The 18,421-nt window shown below is 69.0% G+C and carries 16 protein-coding genes; 10 read left to right on the top strand and 6 right to left on the bottom strand.

Features of this window, described 5'->3' with window-relative positions:
* Positions 1–4: 4 nt before the first annotated feature.
* Complete coding sequence (gene cls, locus KHC28_RS13070) at positions 5–1,453, top strand: cardiolipin synthase (protein ID WP_214008775.1); 1,449 nt, start codon at positions 5–7, stop codon at positions 1,451–1,453.
* 354 nt (positions 1,454–1,807) lie between these two features.
* On the top strand, positions 1,808–3,292 hold the full coding sequence (locus KHC28_RS13075; protein WP_214008776.1) for a DMT family transporter: 1,485 nt from the start codon (positions 1,808–1,810) through the stop codon (positions 3,290–3,292).
* A gap of 96 nt (positions 3,293–3,388) precedes the next feature.
* On the opposite strand, the gene KHC28_RS13080 is transcribed toward KHC28_RS13075, so the two are convergent.
* The 6 genes from KHC28_RS13080 to KHC28_RS13105 form a co-directional block, all read right to left on the bottom strand.
* Complete coding sequence (locus tag KHC28_RS13080; RefSeq protein ID WP_214008777.1) at positions 3,389–5,011, bottom strand: thiamine pyrophosphate-dependent enzyme; 1,623 nt, start codon at positions 5,009–5,011, stop codon at positions 3,389–3,391.
* A 17-nt stretch (positions 5,012–5,028) separates the two neighbouring features.
* Positions 5,029–5,802, bottom strand: a complete 774-nt coding sequence (locus KHC28_RS13085; protein ID WP_214008778.1) for a class II aldolase/adducin family protein — start codon at positions 5,800–5,802, stop codon at positions 5,029–5,031.
* Between the two features lie 17 nt (positions 5,803–5,819).
* Positions 5,820–6,485: a nitroreductase gene (locus KHC28_RS13090; RefSeq protein WP_214008779.1), complete on the bottom strand. Its 666-nt coding sequence runs from the start codon at positions 6,483–6,485 to the stop codon at positions 5,820–5,822.
* A 20-nt stretch (positions 6,486–6,505) separates the two neighbouring features.
* Positions 6,506–8,107 (bottom strand): zinc-binding metallopeptidase family protein, encoded by a 1,602-nt coding sequence (locus KHC28_RS13095; protein WP_214008780.1) that lies wholly within the window; start codon positions 8,105–8,107, stop codon positions 6,506–6,508.
* 2 nt (positions 8,108–8,109) lie between these two features.
* A complete protein-coding gene (locus KHC28_RS13100; RefSeq protein ID WP_214008781.1) occupies positions 8,110–9,114 on the bottom strand; it encodes a dimethylarginine dimethylaminohydrolase family protein in 1,005 nt (334 codons plus the stop codon).
* A gap of 120 nt (positions 9,115–9,234) precedes the next feature.
* Complete coding sequence (locus KHC28_RS13105) at positions 9,235–9,894, bottom strand: TetR/AcrR family transcriptional regulator (protein ID WP_214008782.1); 660 nt, start codon at positions 9,892–9,894, stop codon at positions 9,235–9,237.
* 277 nt (positions 9,895–10,171) lie between these two features.
* Between KHC28_RS13105 and KHC28_RS13110 the strand changes: the two genes are divergently transcribed.
* The 8 genes from KHC28_RS13110 to KHC28_RS13145 all read left to right on the top strand — a co-directional run bounded on the left by KHC28_RS13110 (position 10,172) and on the right by KHC28_RS13145 (position 18,372).
* Positions 10,172–11,086, top strand: a complete 915-nt coding sequence (locus KHC28_RS13110; protein WP_214008783.1) for a polysaccharide deacetylase family protein — start codon at positions 10,172–10,174, stop codon at positions 11,084–11,086.
* Between the two features lie 105 nt (positions 11,087–11,191).
* A complete protein-coding gene (locus KHC28_RS13115) occupies positions 11,192–12,037 on the top strand; it encodes an ABC transporter substrate-binding protein (protein WP_214008784.1) in 846 nt (281 codons plus the stop codon).
* Between the two features lie 41 nt (positions 12,038–12,078).
* Positions 12,079–12,918 (top strand): amino acid ABC transporter permease, encoded by an 840-nt coding sequence (locus tag KHC28_RS13120; protein WP_214008785.1) that lies wholly within the window; start codon positions 12,079–12,081, stop codon positions 12,916–12,918.
* On the top strand, positions 12,915–13,712 hold the full coding sequence (locus KHC28_RS13125; RefSeq protein WP_214008786.1) for an amino acid ABC transporter ATP-binding protein: 798 nt from the start codon (positions 12,915–12,917) through the stop codon (positions 13,710–13,712). The genes KHC28_RS13120 and KHC28_RS13125 overlap by 4 nt, the downstream gene beginning before the upstream one ends.
* Positions 13,713–13,782: 70 nt before the next feature.
* Entirely contained in the window at positions 13,783–15,018 is a 1,236-nt protein-coding gene (locus KHC28_RS13130; protein ID WP_214008787.1) for a Zn-dependent hydrolase, read from the top strand.
* A gap of 126 nt (positions 15,019–15,144) precedes the next feature.
* On the top strand, positions 15,145–15,849 hold the full coding sequence (locus KHC28_RS13135; protein ID WP_214008788.1) for an HAD family hydrolase: 705 nt from the start codon (positions 15,145–15,147) through the stop codon (positions 15,847–15,849).
* On the top strand, positions 15,846–16,805 hold the full coding sequence (locus KHC28_RS13140; protein WP_214008789.1) for a sugar-binding transcriptional regulator: 960 nt from the start codon (positions 15,846–15,848) through the stop codon (positions 16,803–16,805). Before KHC28_RS13135 ends, KHC28_RS13140 begins: the two co-directional genes overlap by 4 nt.
* 247 nt (positions 16,806–17,052) lie before the next feature.
* A complete protein-coding gene (locus KHC28_RS13145; RefSeq protein ID WP_214008790.1) occupies positions 17,053–18,372 on the top strand; it encodes an ABC transporter substrate-binding protein in 1,320 nt (439 codons plus the stop codon).
* Positions 18,373–18,421 lie beyond the last annotated feature (49 nt).

Raw genomic sequence — 18,421 nt, forward strand, 5'->3', positions numbered from 1 at the left:
CCCCATGCATGATTCCGCTGTTATCGCCTGGCTGCTGTTCTTCGCTCAGGCGGGCATCCAGCTCGTCTTCATCGCGCGGGCGCTGCTGCGCCCGCATCGCGAGCCGTCGTCGCGCTTCGCCTGGGTGCTGGTGATCGCGCTGGCGCCGGTCGTCGGCGTCGTCGCCTACATCCTGTTCGGCGAGGTCAATCTCGGGCGGGTACGCATCGGGCGTTTGCGCGCCGCCTTCGCCGCCCTGCCGCCCCCCGCCGAGGTGGCCGGCGCCTCGGCGGAGGCGGAGATCCCCGAGCGCTATGTGCCGCTGTTCAAGGTCGGCCATTCGGTGAGCGGCTATCACCCGGCCGACGGCAACCGGGCGAGCCTGCTGCCCGATTCCGCCGCCGCCATCGCGGCGATGGTGGCGGACATCGATGCTGCGCGGCAGAGCGTGCACGTGCTGTTCTACATCTGGCTCGCCGACGAGAGCGGGCTGACGGTGGTGGAGGCGCTGAAGCGTGCCGCCGCGCGCGGCGTCGTCTGCCGGGCGATGGCGGACGATCTCGGCTCGCGGGCGCTGATCCGCTCGGCGTACTGGCGCGACATGGCGGCGAGCGGGGTGCGGCTGGCGTCGGCACTGCCGATCGGCAACCCGCTGCTGCGCCCGTTCAAGGGCCGCATCGACATGCGCAACCACCGCAAGATCGTGGTGATCGACAACGCCATCACTTATTGCGGCAGCCAGAACTGCGCCGATGCCGCCTTCGCGGTGAAGGCGAGCTTCGCGCCGTGGGTCGACGTGATGGCGCGGTTCGAGGGGCCGGTGGTCCGGCAGAACCAGCATCTGTTCGCCAGCAACTGGATGGCGCAGACCGACGAGGATCTCAGCCCGCTCTTCGCCGAGCCGCTGCCGGCTGTCCCGGAGCCGGGCTTCGTCGCGCAGGTGATCGGCTCCGGGGCCGGCGTGCGCTATTCGGCAATGCCGGAGACCTTCATCGCGCTGATGAGCGCCGCGCGGCGCGAACTGGTGATCACCACGCCCTATTACGTGCCGGACGAACCGATCCAGGCCGCGCTGTGCGCCAGCGCCCGGCGCGGTGTGGCGACCACCATCGTCTTTCCCCGGCGCAATGATTCCTGGGTCGTGGCGGCGGCGAGCCGCAGCTATTACCGCGAGCTGCTGGAAGCCGGCGTCGAGATCCGCGAATTTGTCGGCGGCCTCCTGCACGCCAAGACGCTGACCCTCGACGGCGAGATGACGCTGATCGGCTCGGCCAATATCGACCGCCGCAGCTTCGAGCTGAACGCCGAGAACAACATCCTGCTGCACGACAAGGCGTTCACCCGGGCGATGCGAGAGCGCCAGCAGGCCTTCCTCGACGCCGCCACGCGGGTGACGGTCGAGCATGTGGAGGCCTATAGCCGCTGGCGCCGGCTGTGGAACAACACCATCGCCATGCTCGGGCCGGTGCTGTGAGGCCGGTGCCTTGAGACCAGTGTCTTGAAGCGGGTGCATTGACGCGGAGCGTTGACGCCCTTGCCGGTCGCGACCGGCAAGGGCGCGCCGGTCCGTCGAGCTTACGGATCCCGCGAGCCCTGCCGGCCACTGGCATCGGGCGGCCGCTTCAGCAGCGCGCGGCCCTGGAAGCTCTCGTGGCGCGGTTCCAGCGCTGCCCGGACACCTCCTGCAATCGCCGGAACGCCCATTGACGCCGTCCGATTTGCAAAGCAAACTCCAAAAATAGAGTGAACTATAAATATCATGTCGCGCGGCGCCACCCTGCCGCGCGAGGGGAGCGTCATCGATGTCCGCGCCGTCGGGAGCCGCCGCATGAGCCCGCGCCAGCACGCGCTCGCGCTCCCGGCCGGTCGCGGGGCGTTCCTGGTCGCCGTCGCGCTGGTGATGGTGTCCGACGTGCTGTTGCCGTTGCAGGACGCCCTCACCAAGCGGTTCGTCGAGGCGGTGCCGGTGGCGCAGCTGCTGCTGGTGCGCAGCTTCACCGTCATGGCGCTCGCCCTCGCCTTCGGGCGCGGCCGGCTGGCGGGGCGCATCGTGCGCTCGCCGGTGAAGCGCACGATGATCCTGCGCGCGCTGGTGATGTTCGCTGCCTGGAGCTGCTTCTACCTCGCTCTGGCGGAGATGCCGCTCGCCCAGGCGGTGACGCTGTATTTCGTCTCGCCGATCTTCGTGGCCGTCGCGTCCGGCCCCGTGCTCGGCGAATGGCCGAGCGCGCGGCACTGGCTGGCGATCCTCGTCGGCTTCCTCGGCGTGGTGCTGGCGAGCGGGCTGGTGCGCTTCGAGCTGACCACCGCGGTGGCGCTGGCGCTCGCCTCCTCGGCGCTGTGGGCGGCGGCGCTCTTGATGCTGCGCTCGATGGCGAGCGAGGAGAGCAGCCTCGTGCAGGTGACGGTGGCCAACGGTGTGTTCGTGCTCGCCGGCGCCGTGCAGTTGCCTTTCACCGGCTGGCATCTCGCACCGGCCGAGCTGTTCGGCGTGGCGCTGATCGGCGTCGTCGGCGGCACCGGCCAGTTCGCCCTCTATGAGGCGGCGCGGCGCCTCCCGGCGCATCTCATCGCCGTGCTGGAATATGGCGGGCTGATCACCGGCTTCGCGCTCGGCTACCTGATGTTCGGCGATGTGCCGACCGCGCTGGTCACCTTCGGCGCCGTGCTGGTGGTGATTTCCGGCGTGCAGGCGGTGCGGCTGGAGAGCCGTCGCGCCGCTCCCTCCATCGATGCCGGCGAGCCTGCACCCGATGCGCTAGCGCCCGGCGAGCTCGCGGCGCTGCCGGGCCTGCCGCTCACCCCCTTCCTTCCCCCTTCGCAACAGGAGACAAGCATGTCGAAGGAAACCCACGACCTCGTGGTCAACTACATCGCCAGATACCGCTTCCCCTTCCCGGGCCAGACCACCTGGCCGGAGGGCTACGTCACCACCACCAATGTGCCGGAGGCCAAGGCGTCGATCCCGACCCCGGCCGGCGCGCATTTCCCGGACATCGTCATCACCGACAAGACCGGCCGGGTGCGCGAGCTCGGCGAGGTGGAGATGGAGATCGGCCCGCAGGCGCTGCCCTATCTCAAGGCCGGCTCGGAGCTGACCGACAACGACACCCCGACCCAGGTGAAGCACTTCTTCGTCTATGTGCCGGCCGGTCACGAGGCGGTGGCGCAGAAGCTGCTCGAGGACAACACCATCTCCTATGCCGGCGTGCGCGGCTTCACGGTGAATGCTGACGGCACGGTGAAGATCGTGCCCTTCGTCACCAAGGGCGACCAGTACGACCACCAGATCACCGATCCGGCGGCCGCCTGACGCGAAAAGGCCGGGTCGCCTGCGCGGCCCGGCCATTTTTCGGCGCGGAAGGGTTTGGGCCCGGACGGGCGGCGGCGGGATCAGGGTTCGAGAAGGTCAGGGTTCGAGAAGATCCCATGGGCTGGGGAACTTCGATACCGGCACCTCGATCAGCGTCGGCCCCGTCTGTTCCATGGCCCAGCGCAGCGCCTGCGCGAAGGCTTCCGGGCCTTCGGCGCGGCGCGCCTTGGCGCCGAAGCTCTCGGCGTAGCGCACGAAGTCCGGGTTGGTGAGGCCGGTTGCGACGACCTTGCCGCCATACAGGTCTTCCTGCATGCGCCGGACATTGCCATAGGCGCCGTCGACGAACACCACGCCGATGGCGCCGATCCCGTGCTGCACGGCGGTGGCGAGCTCGTTGCCGGTGAACAGGAAGCCGCCATCGCCGCACAGCGCCACCACCGGCACCTCGGGGTTGGCCGATTTGGCGCCGAGCGCGGTGGCATAGGCGAAGCCGAGCGTGCCCTGATAGCCGGGCGTGAGCAGAAGGCGCGGCGCCGCGACGTCGAAGGCGCCGGTCGAGACATAGCCGATCTGGGTGTAGTCGGCGACGATGCGGGCCTCGGCCGGCAGCACCTCGCGCAGCGCCCGCACATAGGCCATCTGCGGCGCGAGGCGGGTGGCGAAGGCCTCGGCGATCTCCGCCTTCAGCGCGGCGATGGCGTCGGCGCGGCCGATCCTGGTCGGGTCGGTCTTCGCCGGGCCGGCCTCCACCACCTCGACGAGCGCCGCGAGGGTGAGCGGCGCGTCGGCCTCGATGGCGATCTCCGGCGGCGTGCCGCGCGCGAACTGCGCCGGGTCGGTGTCGACGCGGATGACCCGCATCCCCGCGCGCTCGCCCCAGTTGCGGCGTGCCTCGTGGAAGCGGGTGCCGACGGCGAGCACCACATCGGCTTCGGCCCACAGACGCTGCCCCTCGGCGAAGCCCACGGCCAGCGGATGCGTGCTCGGCAGCACGCCGCGCCCCTGCAGATGCGCGACCACCGGAGCTTCCAGATGCTCGGCGAGACGGGCGAGCGCCGGCTCGCCGCCATAGGCGCCGGAGCCGACGAAGATCAGCGGCGCCTTGGCCTGCGCGAGCAGGGCGGCGGCGCGGGTGACGGCATGGGCGATCGGCGCGCGCGGCGGCGCGGCAACGGCGGCGCGCGCCGCGGGCAGCTCGGCCGCCGCCAGCAGCACGTCGGCGGGAAGCTCGACGGCGACCGGCGCGATGCCGGCCTTCAGCTTGGCGAAGGCGGTCTCCATCAGCGCCGGGATCTCCTCCGGCGTGCGGGCGATGCCGCTCCAGCGCGTCAGCCCCTTCACCATGGCGGTCTGGTCGGGCAGTTCGTGCAGCTCGCCGCCCCCCACCCCGATGGCGGTGGAGGCGATCTGGCCGATCAGCGCCAGCACCGGCGCGCGCACCGCATAGGCGGTGGCGAGCGCGGCGGTGGTGTTGAGGAAGCCGGGGCCGGGCACGCAGACATAGACACCGGGCTCGCCGGTCGACTGCGCATGGCCGAGCGCCATATAGGCGACGCCCTGCTCGTGGCGGGCATTGACGATGGTCAGCCAGTTCTGCGCGCCGTAGAGCGCGTTGAACAAATGGTCGAGCTGGATGCCGGGAATGGCGTAGAGCGTCTCGACGCCGTTGGCCTTCAGCGCGTCGACGACCGCCTCGCCGCCGGTCATGTTCCTCATCGCCTCGCCTCCGGCACTCACGAACGGTAATCCGGCTGCTCGCGGTCGAGCTTGCGGCGGAAGGCCTGCCAGGGCAGCCAGCCCTTGTTGGCCTCGCCGCCGAACTGCTTGGCGGTGCGCGCCACCACCTGCGAAGGCGGGATCGACAGCGGAACGCCGGTCGACTGCGCCGCCACCTGGATGCGGCAGGACTGCTCCAGATAGTACATCCAGTAGAACGCCTCGGCGACGGTGGCGCCGACGGTGAGCAGGCCGTGATTGCGCAGGATCAGCGCGTGTCCCTTGCCGAGGTCGCGCACCAGCCGCTCGCGCTCGGTGAGGTTGTCGTCGGCGGCGATGCCCTCATAGTCGTGGATGCCGACCTCGTCATAGAACTCGATGCTCATCTGGTTGAGCGGCAGCAGCCCGCCTTCCTGCGCCGCCACCGTCATGCCGGCCAGCGTGTGGGTGTGCATGACGCAGGCGGCGTCGTGCCGCTCGCGATGCACCGCCGAATGGATGACGAAGCCGGCCGGGTTCACCGGCCAGGACGTCTCCTGCGCCGGCTCGCCCTCGGCGTCGACCACCACCAGCGACGAGGCGGTGATCTCCTCGAACAAGAGGCCGTAGGGATTGACCAGGAAGCGATGACCCTCGCCCGGCAGCCGCACCGAGAGATGGGTGAACACCGTGTCGGACATGCCGAAATGGGCGATCAGCCGGTAGGCGGCGGCGAGGTCCTCGCGCAGTTCCTGCTCGGTGGGCTGGTAGCCCGGGGCGGGCGGAGCGGGCGGCACGGCGGGGATAGGCATGGGCGGCTCCGGCGGGTTCAGCGAATAGCGAAGGAAGCGAGCGGGTCGTCGCGCTCGGTGCGGATGACGTTCTCCGGGCGGGCCGGATCGGCATGGCCGATGGCGATGCCGCAGATGAGCATGAGGTCGGGCGGCGCGTCCAGGAACGCCGCCACCGTCGGCGCGTACATCGCCCAGTCGGCCTGCGGGCAGGCATCGAGCCCGGCCTCGCGCAGGAGCAGCAGCACGGTCTGCAGATAGATGCCGAGATCGAGCCACTGATAGGGCGTGGCATTGCGCCCGATGAACAGGAGCACGCCGGCCGGGGCGCCGAAGAACTGGAAATTCTCGTCGATCCATGCCTTGCGGGCGACCGGATCGTGGCGGTCGATGCCGAGCGCGCCATAGAGGATCTCGCCATTGCGCCGGCGGCGGGCGAGCGCGGCCGGCGTCAGCACCGGCGGGTAGAAGGGATGCGCCATCGGCTCGCCGTCCGGCAGCTCGGCGAGGCGGGCGCGCATCAGCGCCTTCAGCGCGGCGATCTCCCCGCCGTCGACGAGGCGCGCCGCCCAGGGCTGGAGATTGCCGCCGGAGGGTGCCCGCGCCGCCCGGCGCAGCACGTCTTCGAGGAGGGCGCGCGACACCGGCCGGTCGAGAAAGGCGCGCGTCGAGACGCGGCCGTCCACCGCTTGCGAAACGCTCATCCCGCCCGGCGCCGCGCCGGTCACGGCACGCTCCATTCCCGCCCGCGCGGGGTGTCGACATATTCCGGCCAGCGATAGCCGATCGGGGCCGCGAAATCCTTCGGCAGCAGCGGCGCCACCCATTTGCTGCCGCCAACCCCGCCACCGGTGCGTTCCTCGAACTCGGCGCGGATCGCCGCCAGCGCCGCCGGGTCGGTCATCAGCTCGATGACGGTGGTGGCGATCACCGAAGCCGCCCTGCTCCACATCGGGTCGATGCAGGCCGGCACCCCGCCCATGGCGTTGCGGGTCCATTCCGGGTAGCGGTAACCGGGCTGGGGCGGCTGCAGGGTCGGGCGGGCCACATAGAGCCGCACCGTTGGCGCGTGCCAGGTGTAGTCGACATAGTCGTCGGCGGCGTAGTTCAGCTGCCAGGCCGGCAGTTGCGCCCGGAACGCCGCCTCTGCCTCCCAGGGCGGGGTCAGCTTTTCCATGCCGGTGAGGAACGGCTCGTCCATCGGCTCCAGCCCGAGCCCGGTCTGGAGCTGCCGGGCGAAGTCCTTCGCCTCCTCGCTCCACACCGGCGCGCCGAGTTTTTCGAAATTGCCGAAGGTCAGCTTCGACATCGCGGTGTTGGGCAGGCCGGCGCGGGTCTTGGTGATCCACGCCTTGGTGACGGTGCAATGGGTCATCGCCGCGATGTGGTCGGCGTTGCGGTCGAGCACCGCGAAGGCAGCCTCGCACATGGCGAGGTTGGGCGCGCGCATCGAATACTGGATCTGCCCGATGCCCGGGGCGATGTTGTCGGCGGTGGCCTGCCCGGCGATCGGGATGAACTCGTTGAGCGTCCACGAGCCGGAATGCGGCAGCATGGATTCCTTCATCATCTTCGAGTTGGTGTACATCAGGCACACCGCGTCGATGGCGCCGGGCGCCCGCGCCATGGCGTGCACGTGGCTCACCGTGCCGCCGGCGGCCTCGTTCTGCCAGGTCTCCGGATTCTCGCACTCGAAGGTGTAGATCCGGCTCCAATAGGGGGCGCTGGTGGTCTCCCAGAAGCAGCCATTGGTCAGCGCCGGAAAGGAATGCGGGTGGAAGCTGAAGGCGGCGTCCAGCCCGTCATAATAGCCATGCGCGGCATGCACCGGCTTGGCGCCGCACATCTTCTCGGCCGGCTCGCCGAAATAGACCAGCGTGCCGCCGATGCCGTGTTCCTCCATCGCCCGCTTGGCGGCAAGGAAGCCGGCAAAGGATCCCATGCCGAGCGCCGAATGCGGATCGGTATGGCCGGCCGCGCGCGGGCTCTCGCCGGGGCGCGGGGCGCGATAGGGCACCGGCGCCTGCGTCTGGCCGGGCACGGCGTCATATTCGGCATAGCCGGCGATCACCGGGCCGGGGCCGTTCGACCAGCGGGCGCGGAAGGCGGTCGGCATGCCCGCCGTGCCGCGCTCCACCGTGAAGCCTTCCGCCTCCAGCCGGTCCATGTACCAGGCGGAGGATTTGTACTCCCGCCAGGACGGCTCGTGCAGGTTCCAGATGGTCATGTGGTCGGCGGAGAAATCCGCCTGCCTGTCGCCGAGATAGGCGAGCGCGCTCGCCTGCGCCGGGCTCCAATCCCCTGCGGAGGTGTCAGGATCGACCATGGTCACACCTCGTCGCGGATCAGCGGGGCGGTGGAGCAGTGCAGGCCGCCGCCGCCGGAGATCACCTTGTCATAGGGAACGGTGATCACCTCGACCCCGTGCAAGGCGAGCCGGTCCATGGTGTAGCCGGAGACGCCTTCCGGCATCAGCATGCGGTAGGGGGCGACGGCGAGCGAGTTGATGATGGCGCCGTCATCCTCGTGATGCAGCTCGATCAGCCGGATGCCCAGTTCGTTCAGCCGCTCGATGAACCAGTAGGGCAGCAAGGTGAAGTTGGCGATGGCGAGGTCGGGGCCGATCATCACGAACAGCCCGTCAATGTGCAGCCGGTAGCCGGTGAGCGGCACCTTGATCAGCTCGACGCCCTGCGAGCGCATCACCTCCTCGATCTGCCGCGCGCCTTCGTCATTGGTGCGCGACGAGACGCCGGTGGCGGCGACCTTGGAGTTGAGCCAGCAGAAGCTGCCGCCCTCGGCGACGCCGGTGCCGGAAATGGTGCGCAGGATCGGGCAGCCGATCTTGGCCAGCGTGCGGGTCGCCGGCAGTTCCTCGCCGCGGCGGATGCGCGGGCCGAGCCGCATCACCATGGCGCCGCCACCGATGCCGACCACCGCGTCGCGGGTGTAGCAGGTCTTCATGCGGCCGGGCGCGGGCGCGTCGATGAACACCACCTCGACGCCCTCAGCCCTCAGCGCCGCGACATAGGCGTCGTGCTGCGCCTGCATGGCGGTGAGGTCCGGCGGCTCGTCGCCGCGCCAGTACCAGCCGGCCTGGGTGTCGCCGAAGGCGTTGTTGTCGAGCCGCTTGGCGGTGTCGACGACGTTCACCTCGTCGCCGGGCCGGTGCATCAGTACCACGCGCAGCCGGCCGACATCGTTGGTGCAGCCCCATTTGCGCCCCCACCAGCGGGTCAGCTGCTCCTCATCCTCGAAGGCCGGCTCCGGCTCGGAGGGGAACTGCTTGATCAGCTGGTTGTAGCGCCATTCGTTCTCGGTGATCGCGCCCAATTCAGGCTCCCGGCAAGGACATCATCGCGTGCACCAGGACGGTGCGTCGCCAGAAAGCCTAGGAGCGGCCCGAGGGCGTTGCAACATAAATTTGGAGTCAACTCCAAATTTATCGAAGCCTCATGCCACCCCGGCGTTTGCCGTGCCGGCGCCCGCCGGCTCGCGCAGGATCTGGCTGAGGATGAAGCGGATGTTGCGCGCGCCCTGTCCCAGCATCTCCTCCACCGTGCCGTCGGTGCGGGCGACGAAATTGCCGAACTGGAAGGTGGTGATGCCGACGATCAGCTCCGACAGCACGATGGGGTCCACCGTCGGGTCGAGCCGCCCGCGCTGCTGGTAGGTGCGGATCAGGCGGATGTAGTGGCGCTTGATCAGCGTGTTGAGCCGGGCACCGGTGCGGCTGGCCCGTCCGTCCGGCTCCAGATACTGCGCGGACATGATCACCCGCCAGCATTCGCGCGACAGATGCCGCATCGCCTGCTCGGCCAGCAGCCGCTCGAAGGAGAGGATGCCCTCCACCGGGTCGTCCGGCAGGTTGCGAATGAAGCTGCGGCGCTCGGGCAGCGCGGCGTGCACGTGGCGCAGCGCCAGCTCCATCAGCAGGTTCGGCTTGGTGGCGAAGTAGTTGTAGACGGTCGCCGGCGCCACCGAGGCCTTCTCGGCGATCGTCTCGATCCGCGTCGCCTCATAGCCCTTCTGGCTGAACAGATGCTCGGCGGCGTCCAAAACTTGTTCAGCCCTGAGCCGCTTGTGCTTTTCCCTTAGGCTGCCGCCGGCCATTCCCCAAACCCTTTCCGCGCCCGGACCTGTTTCCCGAAGCGTCGCTGTTCTAGCCGAGCCGCGTCGGCAAGGCGATCTATATTCTGCTCTAAAAATAGAGTTGACGATAAAAATTCCAACCCGAATTATATCCCGTGCCGGCCCGGCGGCCATGGCCCGTTCCACGATGGCCCATTCCGCCGCAGCCGGCGCCCTTGCGGACGCGGCCGGCCGCTCGCGGGCGACAGCTCGATCCTCCCTGCCGCGGCGCGAACGCGCCGGATCTCGATGGTGGTGCATGCTTCAGTTGATCGACAATCCTCCCCCCTGGCCGAACGGCGCGCGCTGCGCGGTGTGCTTCTCGTTCGACTTCGACGCCGAGAGCCTGCTGCACCTCTATTATCCGCAGGATTCCACCCGCCGGATCAACCTGTCCTCGTCGCTGCGCTATGGCGCCCGGGTGGCGGTGCCGCGCATCGCCCGCATCTGGAAGCATTTCGGCCTCCGCCAGACGGTGTTCGTGCCCGGCTGGTGCGTCGAGACCTATCCCGCCGCCATCGAGGCGCTGCTGGAGGACGGCCACGAGCTCGGCCATCACGGTTGGCTGCACGAGCGGCCGAACCAGCTCGCCCCGAGCGATGAGCGCCGGGTGCTGGAGCTCGGCATCGCCGCCATCGAGAAGGTCACCGGCAAGCCGCCGGTCGGCTACCGCGCGCCCTCCGGCGCCTTCTCCGAGCACACGCTCGACCTCCTGATCGAGCACGGCTTCACCTATGACGCCTCGCTTGCCGGCGACGACGTGCCCTATCTCCTCGAAGGCACGCGCGGCCGCCTCGTCGAGCTGCCCTCCGACCATCCGCTCGACGACTGGCCGCAATATGTGAACCTCAAGGAATTCAACATGGGGATGACCATCCAGTCGCCGGCGCGGGCGATGGAGGTCTTCCGCGCCGAGTTCGACGCCGCCTGGAACCATGGCGGCGTGTGGGCGGCGATCTGGCACCCCTTCGTGTCCGGCCGGCTCGCCCGCGCCGAGGCGATGGTCGAGCTGATCGAGCACATGCAGGCCAAGGGCGGGGTGTGGTTCGCCACCCTTGCCGAGATGGCCGCGCACATCAACGGCGTGATCGCGCGCGGCGAATGGACGCCGTCCGTCGAGCGCCTGCCGTTCTGGCCCGAGCCGGTGCCGCAGCCGGTGCGGCCGAGCCGCTAGGCGCCAAGTTACTGAGAGCCCGGCCACTGAGTGCCTGGCCGTCAAGTGCCGAACCCTTCCTTCCAGACAAGGCCAAAGGCCACTTCCAGATCACAGGGAACTTCGATGCTTCACAGGACGATCCTGACTGCCGTCGCGACGCTCGGCCTTGTCGGCCAGTTCGCGATGACCCATCCCGCCTCGGCGCAGGCGCTGCCGCCGGAAGTCGCCAAGAGCAAGGTGGTGCGCGTCGCCATCGAGGCGGCCTACCCGCCGCTCGAGGTGCGCAACACTGCCGGCGAACTCGAAGGCTTCGACATCGACCTCATCCGCGCGATGGGCAAGGTGCTCGGCGTCACCATCGAGCATCAGGACGGTGCCTTCGAGCAGATGACGCCGTCGCTGCAGTCGGGCCGCGTCGACATGATCATGAGCGGCTTCTACGACACGCCCAAGCGCCGCGCGATGTTCGACTTCATCGACTATCTCAAGGCCGGCGCGCAGTTCTATTCGCTCGCCGCCAACAAGGAGGTGCAGAAGCTGGAGGACCTGTGCGGCAAGACCGTCTCCAGCGTCCGCGGCACCTCCTATCCCGACACCATCAAGGCATTCTCGGACAAGATCTGCGCCGGCAAGGAGCCGATCACGGTCATCCTCGACACCAATCTCGGCCAGCAGATCACCAATCTGAAGACCGGGCGCATCGTCGCCGGCGTGCAGGGCCTCGAAGCGGTGCCGACCATCGTGCAGACCGAGCCGGGCACCTTCATGATCCTCGGCGAGCCGATCTCCATGGCGCTGATGGGCATGGCCTTCAACAAGGATGCCGACAGCACCGTGCTGCGCGACGCCTTCGCCTATGCGCTGAAGCAGGTGATCGCCGACGGCACCTATGACCAGCTGATCAAGAAGTGGAAGCTGGACATCTCCGCCTATAAGGACGTCAGCATCAACGCCGGGCCGCAGCCGTGAGCGCCGCCCCCCACGCCGATGTTGCGCGCGGGGGGCCGTCCATGGCGGAGGAGCTTGACATAGCGCGCCTCCGCCATGTCAGGCGCCCGCATTTCGGACGGATCGCGGCCATCGTCGCGATCCTCTTCGTCGCCTTCCTGCTGGTGCGAGCCTTCGCCCATGGCAAGATCGACTGGGCGACCACCTGGGAATTCCTGTTCTGGCCCACCATCCTGTGGGGGCTGTTCAACACGGTGTGGATGTCCTTCGTCTGCATGGCGGTGGGCATCGCCATCGGGCTGGCCTGCGCGGTGGCGCACGCCTCGACCAATCCGGTGCTGAAGGGCGCGGCGATCTTCTACGCTTGGTTCTTCCGCGGCGCGCCGGTGATCCTGCAATTGCTCATCTGGTTCAATCTGGCGCTGGTGTTTCCCACCCTCGGCATTCCCGGCCTGTTCGAGTTCAAGACCGTCGTCGTCATCACCCCGGCGGTGGCGACCATATTGAGCCTCGGCCTCAACGAGGGCGCCTATGTGTCGGAGATCATCCGCTCCGGCATGCTCGGTGTCGATCGCGGGCAGTATGAGGCGGCCAAGGCGATGGGCATGACCAATGGCACCGCGCTCCGGCGCATCATCCTGCCGCAGGCGATGCGCATCGTGGTGCCGCCGCTCGGCAACGAGTTCATCGGCCTCGTCAAGATGACTGCGCTCGCCTCGATCATCGGCTTCGGCGACGTCGTGCGCAGCGCCCAGGACATCTATTATTCCAACGCCAAGGTCATCGAATTGCTGATGGTGCCAACCTTCTGGTTCCTGGTGGTCGTCACCGTGCTCACCCTCGGCCAGCGCGTGCTGGAGCGCCGCTTCGGGCGTGGCTTCGGCACCGGGGGCGCCCGATGACCCGAACGGACGGCACTTCGAGCGTCACGCCGGTCGTCTCGGCGGTGAAGGTCGGCAAGAAGTTCGGCGGCCATCAGGCGCTGGCCGACGTCACCATGGACGTCATGCCCGGCGAGGTGGTGTGCATCATCGGCCCCTCCGGCTCGGGCAAGACCACCTTCCTGCGCTGCATCAACCAGCTGGAGAGCTTCGACAGCGGCGGGCTGTGGCTCGACGGCGAGCTGCTCGGCTATCGCCGGGTCGGCGAGGCGCTGCACCCCTTGAGCGACAAGGAGATCGCCCGCCAGCGCCGCAAGACCGGCATGGTGTTCCAGCGCTTCAACCTGTTCCCGCACATGACGGCGCTGGAGAACGTCACCGAGGCGCCGGTGCAGGTGCTCAGGCGCCGGCGCGACGAGGTGCACGACGCGGCGATGCTGCTGCTCGACCGGGTGGGCCTCGCCCACAAGGCGGGCGCCTATCCCTCCGAGTTGTCGGGTGGCCAGCAGCAGCGCATCGCCATCGCCCGCGCGCTCGCCATGCAGCCGAAGCTGATGCTGTTCGACGAGCCGACTTCGGCGCTCGACCCCGAGCTGGTCGGCGAGGTGCTGGCGGTGATGCGCGACCTCGCCGCCAGCGGCATGACCATGATCGTGGTCACCCATGAGCTGGGCTTTGCCCGCGAGGTCGGCGACCGGGTGGTGTTCATGGACCAGGGGCGGGTGGTCGAGACCGGTACCGCCACCGAGCTGATGAACGACCCGAAGGAAGCGCGCACCCGCAACTTCCTCAAGACCGCTTTCACGCGCGGCTGACGCCGTCTGCCGCTATGCTCGTGGGATTCGTAGCCGCCGCCCGCGATCGCGCCTTCCAGGGAGCCTTGCCGTGTCGAACCTGACGATCGATTCCGACCGCCTGTGGTCGAGCCTGATGGAAACCGCCCGCTTCGGCGGCACGCCGGACGGTGGCATCCGCCGCCTCACCCTCACGGCGGAAGACCGGCAGGTGCGCGACTGGCTGCGCGCCGAGTGCGAGGCGCTCGGCTGCACCGTCGCCATCGACGCGCTCGGCAACATGTTCGCCACCCGGCCGGGGACGGATCCCGACGCGCTGCCCATCGCCATGGGCAGCCATCTCGACACCCAGCCCACCGGCGGCAAGTTCGACGGCGTGCTGGGCGTGCTGGCCGGCCTCGAAGTGCTGCGCACCTTCCACGCCGCCGGCTACGTCACCCGCCGGCCGCTGATGCTGGTGAACTGGACCAATGAGGAGGGCTCGCGCTTCTCTCCGGCGATGATCTCGTCCGGCGCCTATGCCGGCGTCTTCACCGTCGACGACGTGTTGGCGCGGACCGATGCGCAGGGCGTCACCTTCGGCGACGCGCTGGAGGGCATCGGCTATGCCGGCGAGGCGCCGGTCGGCTCGGTGAAGTTCGGCGAGATGTTCGAGCTGCACATCGAGCAGGGTCCGGTGCTGGAGCATGAGGACAAGACCATCGGCATCGTCACCGGCGTGCAGGGCATACGATGGTACGATATTACTGTAGAAGGTTGCGCCGCCCATGCCGGCACCACGCCGATGCCGCTGCGCCGCGATGCGCTGGTCGGAGCGGCCGAAATCGTCCTCATCGTCCACCGCATCGCCCTCGAGCATGACGGCGTCGCCACCATCGGCGAGATCGGCGTGGTGAACGCCTCACGCAACGTGGTGCCGGGCGAGGTGCGCCTCACCCTCGACCTGCGCCACCCCGAGACGGCCGCCCTTGAGGCGATGGAGAAGGCGGTCGAGGCCGCGCTGGCAGGACCGGCCTTCGCCAAGACCCCGGCCCGCCTCGTCCGGATGTGGGACAGTCCGCCGGTGGCGTTCGACGCCGGCTGCATTGCCGCCGTGCGGGACGGCGCGGCTGCCGCGGGCTATCCGGCGCGGGAGATCGTCTCCGGTGCCGGGCATGATTCCGTCTACACCGCCCGGGTGGTGCCGACCTCGATGATCTTCGTGCCCTGCAAGGACGGTCTGAGCCACAATCCGGCCGAGAGCGCCACGCAGGCCGACTGCGCCGCCGGCGCCCAGACCCTGCTCAACGCCGTGCTTGCCCGCGCCGACGGGGCGAGCGGGAACTGACGAACGGATGGAGCCGTGGAAGCCCGGCTCCATCCGACGCCTCGTGGCTCGGGTCGGCCCGGTAGACCGTCTCCGGCTTCCATAGCCGCACTGGACGGCCGGCCGGGCGCGGATTAGACCGCTGGGATGCGTCCCGGTCTCATCATCTTCGATTGCGATGGCGTGCTGATCGACAGCGAGGTGCTCAGCGCCCGCGCGCTCATCGACGAGCTGGCCTGTCACGGCGTTGCCGTCGACATGGAGTTCGTGGCGCGCCACTTCATCGGCCGGGCCTACCAGGTGATCCTGACCGAGGTCCGCGAGCAGTTCGGCGTCGTGCTGCCGGCGAGCTTCGAGGCAGAGTATCGCGCGCGGCTGATCGCCGCCTTCGAGGGCACGCTGTCGCCGATGCCCGGCGCCGTCGAGACGCTGGAGGCGCTCGATATTCCCTATTGCCTCGCCACCTCGTCGACGCCGATGCGGCTCGCCGCGTCGCTGCGGATCGCGCGGCTCGAGCGCTTCTTTGCCGGCCGCGCCTTCACCGCGAGCGAGGTGTCGCGCGGAAAGCCTGCGCCCGACCTCTTCCTGCATGCCGCCACCCGCATGGGTGCCGAGCCGGCCGCCTGCGTCGTGGTGGAGGACAGCGTCGCCGGCCTTCAGGCGGGCGTGGCCGCCGGCATGCAGGTGTGGCACTTTACCGGCGGCAGCCATCTTGCCCTCAGGGCGGCTGTCCTGCCGGACGATCTCCGTCCGGAACGGAGTTTCGCCAGTTTCACCGAATTGCGGGAGGCGCTGCCGGACCTGTTCCGGTCGCCCGTTCCCGTGTCTGCCGATCGGGCCAATCCCGCATGAACCTTCCCACCGAGCTCGATGCCTCCGCCGACGATCAGGCCGCCCGCGCCGCCTGGCTCTACTACATTGGCGGCCTGACGCAGGACCAGATCGCCGCTGAGATGGGGGTCTCGCGCCAGCGCGCCCAGCGACTGGTGAGCCGTGCGGTGGCCGCCGGCCTCATCCATGTGCGGCTGAACCATCACCTGGCGAGCTGCCAGGAGCTGGAGACCGCGCTGCGCGAGCGTTTCCGGCTGGTGCGCTGCCGGGTCATGCCCGGGCTGGGCGCCGACCGCGACCCGGTGCGCGCCATCGCGCCGGCGGCGGCGGCGGAGATGGAACGGGTGCTGCGCCAGCCCGAACCGCTGGTCATCGCGCTCGGCACCGGCCGCGCCATGCGCGGCATGGTGGAGGCGCTCAGCGCGATCGAGGCGCCGCAACATCGGCTGGTGTCGCTGATCGGCAATATAGCGCCGGACGGCTCGGCTTCCTATTTCGACGTCATCATGCGGATGGCGGAAAAGGTGCATGCGCCGCACTACCCGATGCCGGTGCCGGTGATCTCCGACACCGCCGAGGAGAACGCCACCTTCCAGTCGCTCGGCCCGGTGCGCAAGGTGCGCGAGCTGGCGCGCGCGGCGGACGTCACCTTCGTCGGCGTCGGCCAGATGAGCGACGACGCGCCGCTGCTGACCGACGGCTTCCTCAAGCCGTCGGAGCTGCACGAGGTGCAGGCGGCCGGAGCGGTCGGCGAAGTCGCCGGCCGCATCTTCGATGTCGAGGGCCGCTATCTCGACCTCGCGATCAACCAGCGCCTCGGCGGCATGCAGGCGCCGGCCGCCCGGCCCGACCGCCCGGTCATCGGCGTGGCCGCCGGCCCGTCGAAGGTTCCGGCCATCGCGGCGGCGCTGCGCTCGGGCATCCTCAACGGGCTGATCACCGACGAGCCCACCGCGCGCGGCGTGCTGGCCGTCTGACGGCTCCCGCCGCTCCGGCTTTTTCCAACGATTCCGGCGTCACGCCAACGTGTCGCCACGCCCGGCAACCGGCGCGGTGGCGGCGGCGTTGAATCCCCGTATTTCCATGCCTTGCGCTCCATCCGGCCGGGAGAAGGGAGCCTGCGTCTCGCAGGTGCAGCACGGTATGGGAATTGACGACGCGTCATCCTAGGTGAATATTTGCCCACAAGGCGATGAATTGCTCAAATCGCCAGGGAGGAAAGCCATGAACGTCACCGCCCGCGCCCTCATGGGCGCGTCGCTGCTGCTTGCCGCTACCAGCGCCGTCTCGGCGCAGACCACCATCACCGTCGCCACGGTGAACAATGGCGACATGATCCGCATGCAGCGGCTCACATCCGACTTCAACGCCAAGCATCCCGACATCAAGGTCAACTGGGTGACGCTGGAGGAGAACGTGCTGCGCCAGCGCGTCACCACCGACATCGCCTCCAAGGGCGGCCAGTACGACGTGCTGACCATCGGCAATTACGAGGTGCCGATCTGGGCCAAGCAGAACTGGCTGGTCGCGCTCGACAATCTCGGCGCCGACTACGACCAGGCCGACCTGCTGCCGCAGGTGGCGGCGGCGCTCACCGTGGGCGGCAAGCTGTATGCGGCGCCGTTCTATGCCGAGAGCTCGATGCTGATGTATCGCACCGATCTTCTGGAGAAGGCCGGGCTGAAGATGCCGGAGAATCCTGACTGGGGCTTCATCACCGAGGCGGCGGCCAAGATGACCGACAAGGCGGCCGGCGTGTACGGCATCTGCCTGCGCGGCAAGGCCGGCTGGGGCGAGAACATGGCGTTCCTCACCTCGATGAACAATTCCATGGGCGGCGCCTGGTTCGACATGCAGTGGAAGCCGCAATTCGACAAGCCGGAATGGAAGAAGACCCTCGACACCTATCTGAAGCTGATGACCAGCTACGGCCCTCCCGGCTCGTCCTCAAACGGCTTCAACGAGAACCTCGCGTTGTTCCAGACCGGTAAATGCGGCATGTGGATCGACGCCACCGTCGCCGCCTCCTTCATCTCCGACCCGAAGGAATCCAAGGTCGCCGACAAGGTGGGCTTCGCGCCGGCGCCGACCCGCGCGGGCGGCTCTAACCACGGCAACTGGCTGTGGTCGTGGAACCTCGCCATTCCCGCCAGCACCACCAAGGCCGACGCCGCCAAGACCTTCGTCGCCTGGGCGACCTCGCCGGCCTACACCAAGCTGGTGGCGGAGAAGGAGGGCATCGCCAACGTGCCGCCGGGCACCCGCACCTCGCTCTACAAGAACGAGGCCTATCTGAAGGCGGCGCCCTTCGCGCCGATGACGCTCAAGGCCATCGAGGCGGCCAACACCCAGAAGCCGTCCGAGCAGCCCGTTCCCTATACCGGCGGCCAGTTCGTGGCGATCCCCGAGTTCCAGGCCATCGGCACCGCGGTCGGCCAGCAATTCTCGGCAGCACTCGCCGGCAAGGCGACCGCCGACCAGGCCCTGGCCGCCTCGCAGGCGCTGACCTCCCGCGAGATGACCCGCGCCGGCTATCCCAAATAGCGGGCACCCGAGGCCGGGCGGCGCTTCCCTCGCGCCGCCCGCCACCCGT

Source organism: Ancylobacter sonchi (assembly GCF_018390695.1).
In the GTDB taxonomy this organism is placed as follows: domain Bacteria; phylum Pseudomonadota; class Alphaproteobacteria; order Rhizobiales; family Xanthobacteraceae; genus Ancylobacter; species Ancylobacter sonchi.

Excerpts from the sequence above, each read along its gene's own strand:
- KHC28_RS13080 (WP_214008777.1), bottom strand. The coding sequence starts at position 5,011 with ATGAGGAACATGACCGGCGGCGAGGCGGTCGTCGACGCGCTGAAGGCC.
- KHC28_RS13120 (WP_214008785.1), top strand. The coding sequence starts at position 12,079 with ATGGCGGAGGAGCTTGACATAGCGCGCCTCCGCCATGTCAGGCGCCCG.
- KHC28_RS13125 (WP_214008786.1), top strand. The coding sequence starts at position 12,915 with ATGACCCGAACGGACGGCACTTCGAGCGTCACGCCGGTCGTCTCGGCG.
- KHC28_RS13110 (WP_214008783.1), top strand. The coding sequence starts at position 10,172 with ATGCTTCAGTTGATCGACAATCCTCCCCCCTGGCCGAACGGCGCGCGC.
- cls (WP_214008775.1), top strand. The coding sequence starts at position 5 with ATGCATGATTCCGCTGTTATCGCCTGGCTGCTGTTCTTCGCTCAGGCG.
- KHC28_RS13085 (WP_214008778.1), bottom strand. The coding sequence starts at position 5,802 with ATGCCTATCCCCGCCGTGCCGCCCGCTCCGCCCGCCCCGGGCTACCAG.
- KHC28_RS13075 (WP_214008776.1), top strand. The coding sequence starts at position 1,808 with ATGAGCCCGCGCCAGCACGCGCTCGCGCTCCCGGCCGGTCGCGGGGCG.
- KHC28_RS13145 (WP_214008790.1), top strand. The coding sequence starts at position 17,053 with ATGAACGTCACCGCCCGCGCCCTCATGGGCGCGTCGCTGCTGCTTGCC.
- KHC28_RS13105 (WP_214008782.1), bottom strand. The coding sequence starts at position 9,894 with ATGGCCGGCGGCAGCCTAAGGGAAAAGCACAAGCGGCTCAGGGCTGAA.
- KHC28_RS13115 (WP_214008784.1), top strand. The coding sequence starts at position 11,192 with ATGCTTCACAGGACGATCCTGACTGCCGTCGCGACGCTCGGCCTTGTC.
- KHC28_RS13090 (WP_214008779.1), bottom strand. The coding sequence starts at position 6,485 with ATGAGCGTTTCGCAAGCGGTGGACGGCCGCGTCTCGACGCGCGCCTTT.
- KHC28_RS13140 (WP_214008789.1), top strand. The coding sequence starts at position 15,846 with ATGAACCTTCCCACCGAGCTCGATGCCTCCGCCGACGATCAGGCCGCC.
- KHC28_RS13095 (WP_214008780.1), bottom strand. The coding sequence starts at position 8,107 with ATGGTCGATCCTGACACCTCCGCAGGGGATTGGAGCCCGGCGCAGGCG.
- KHC28_RS13135 (WP_214008788.1), top strand. The coding sequence starts at position 15,145 with ATGCGTCCCGGTCTCATCATCTTCGATTGCGATGGCGTGCTGATCGAC.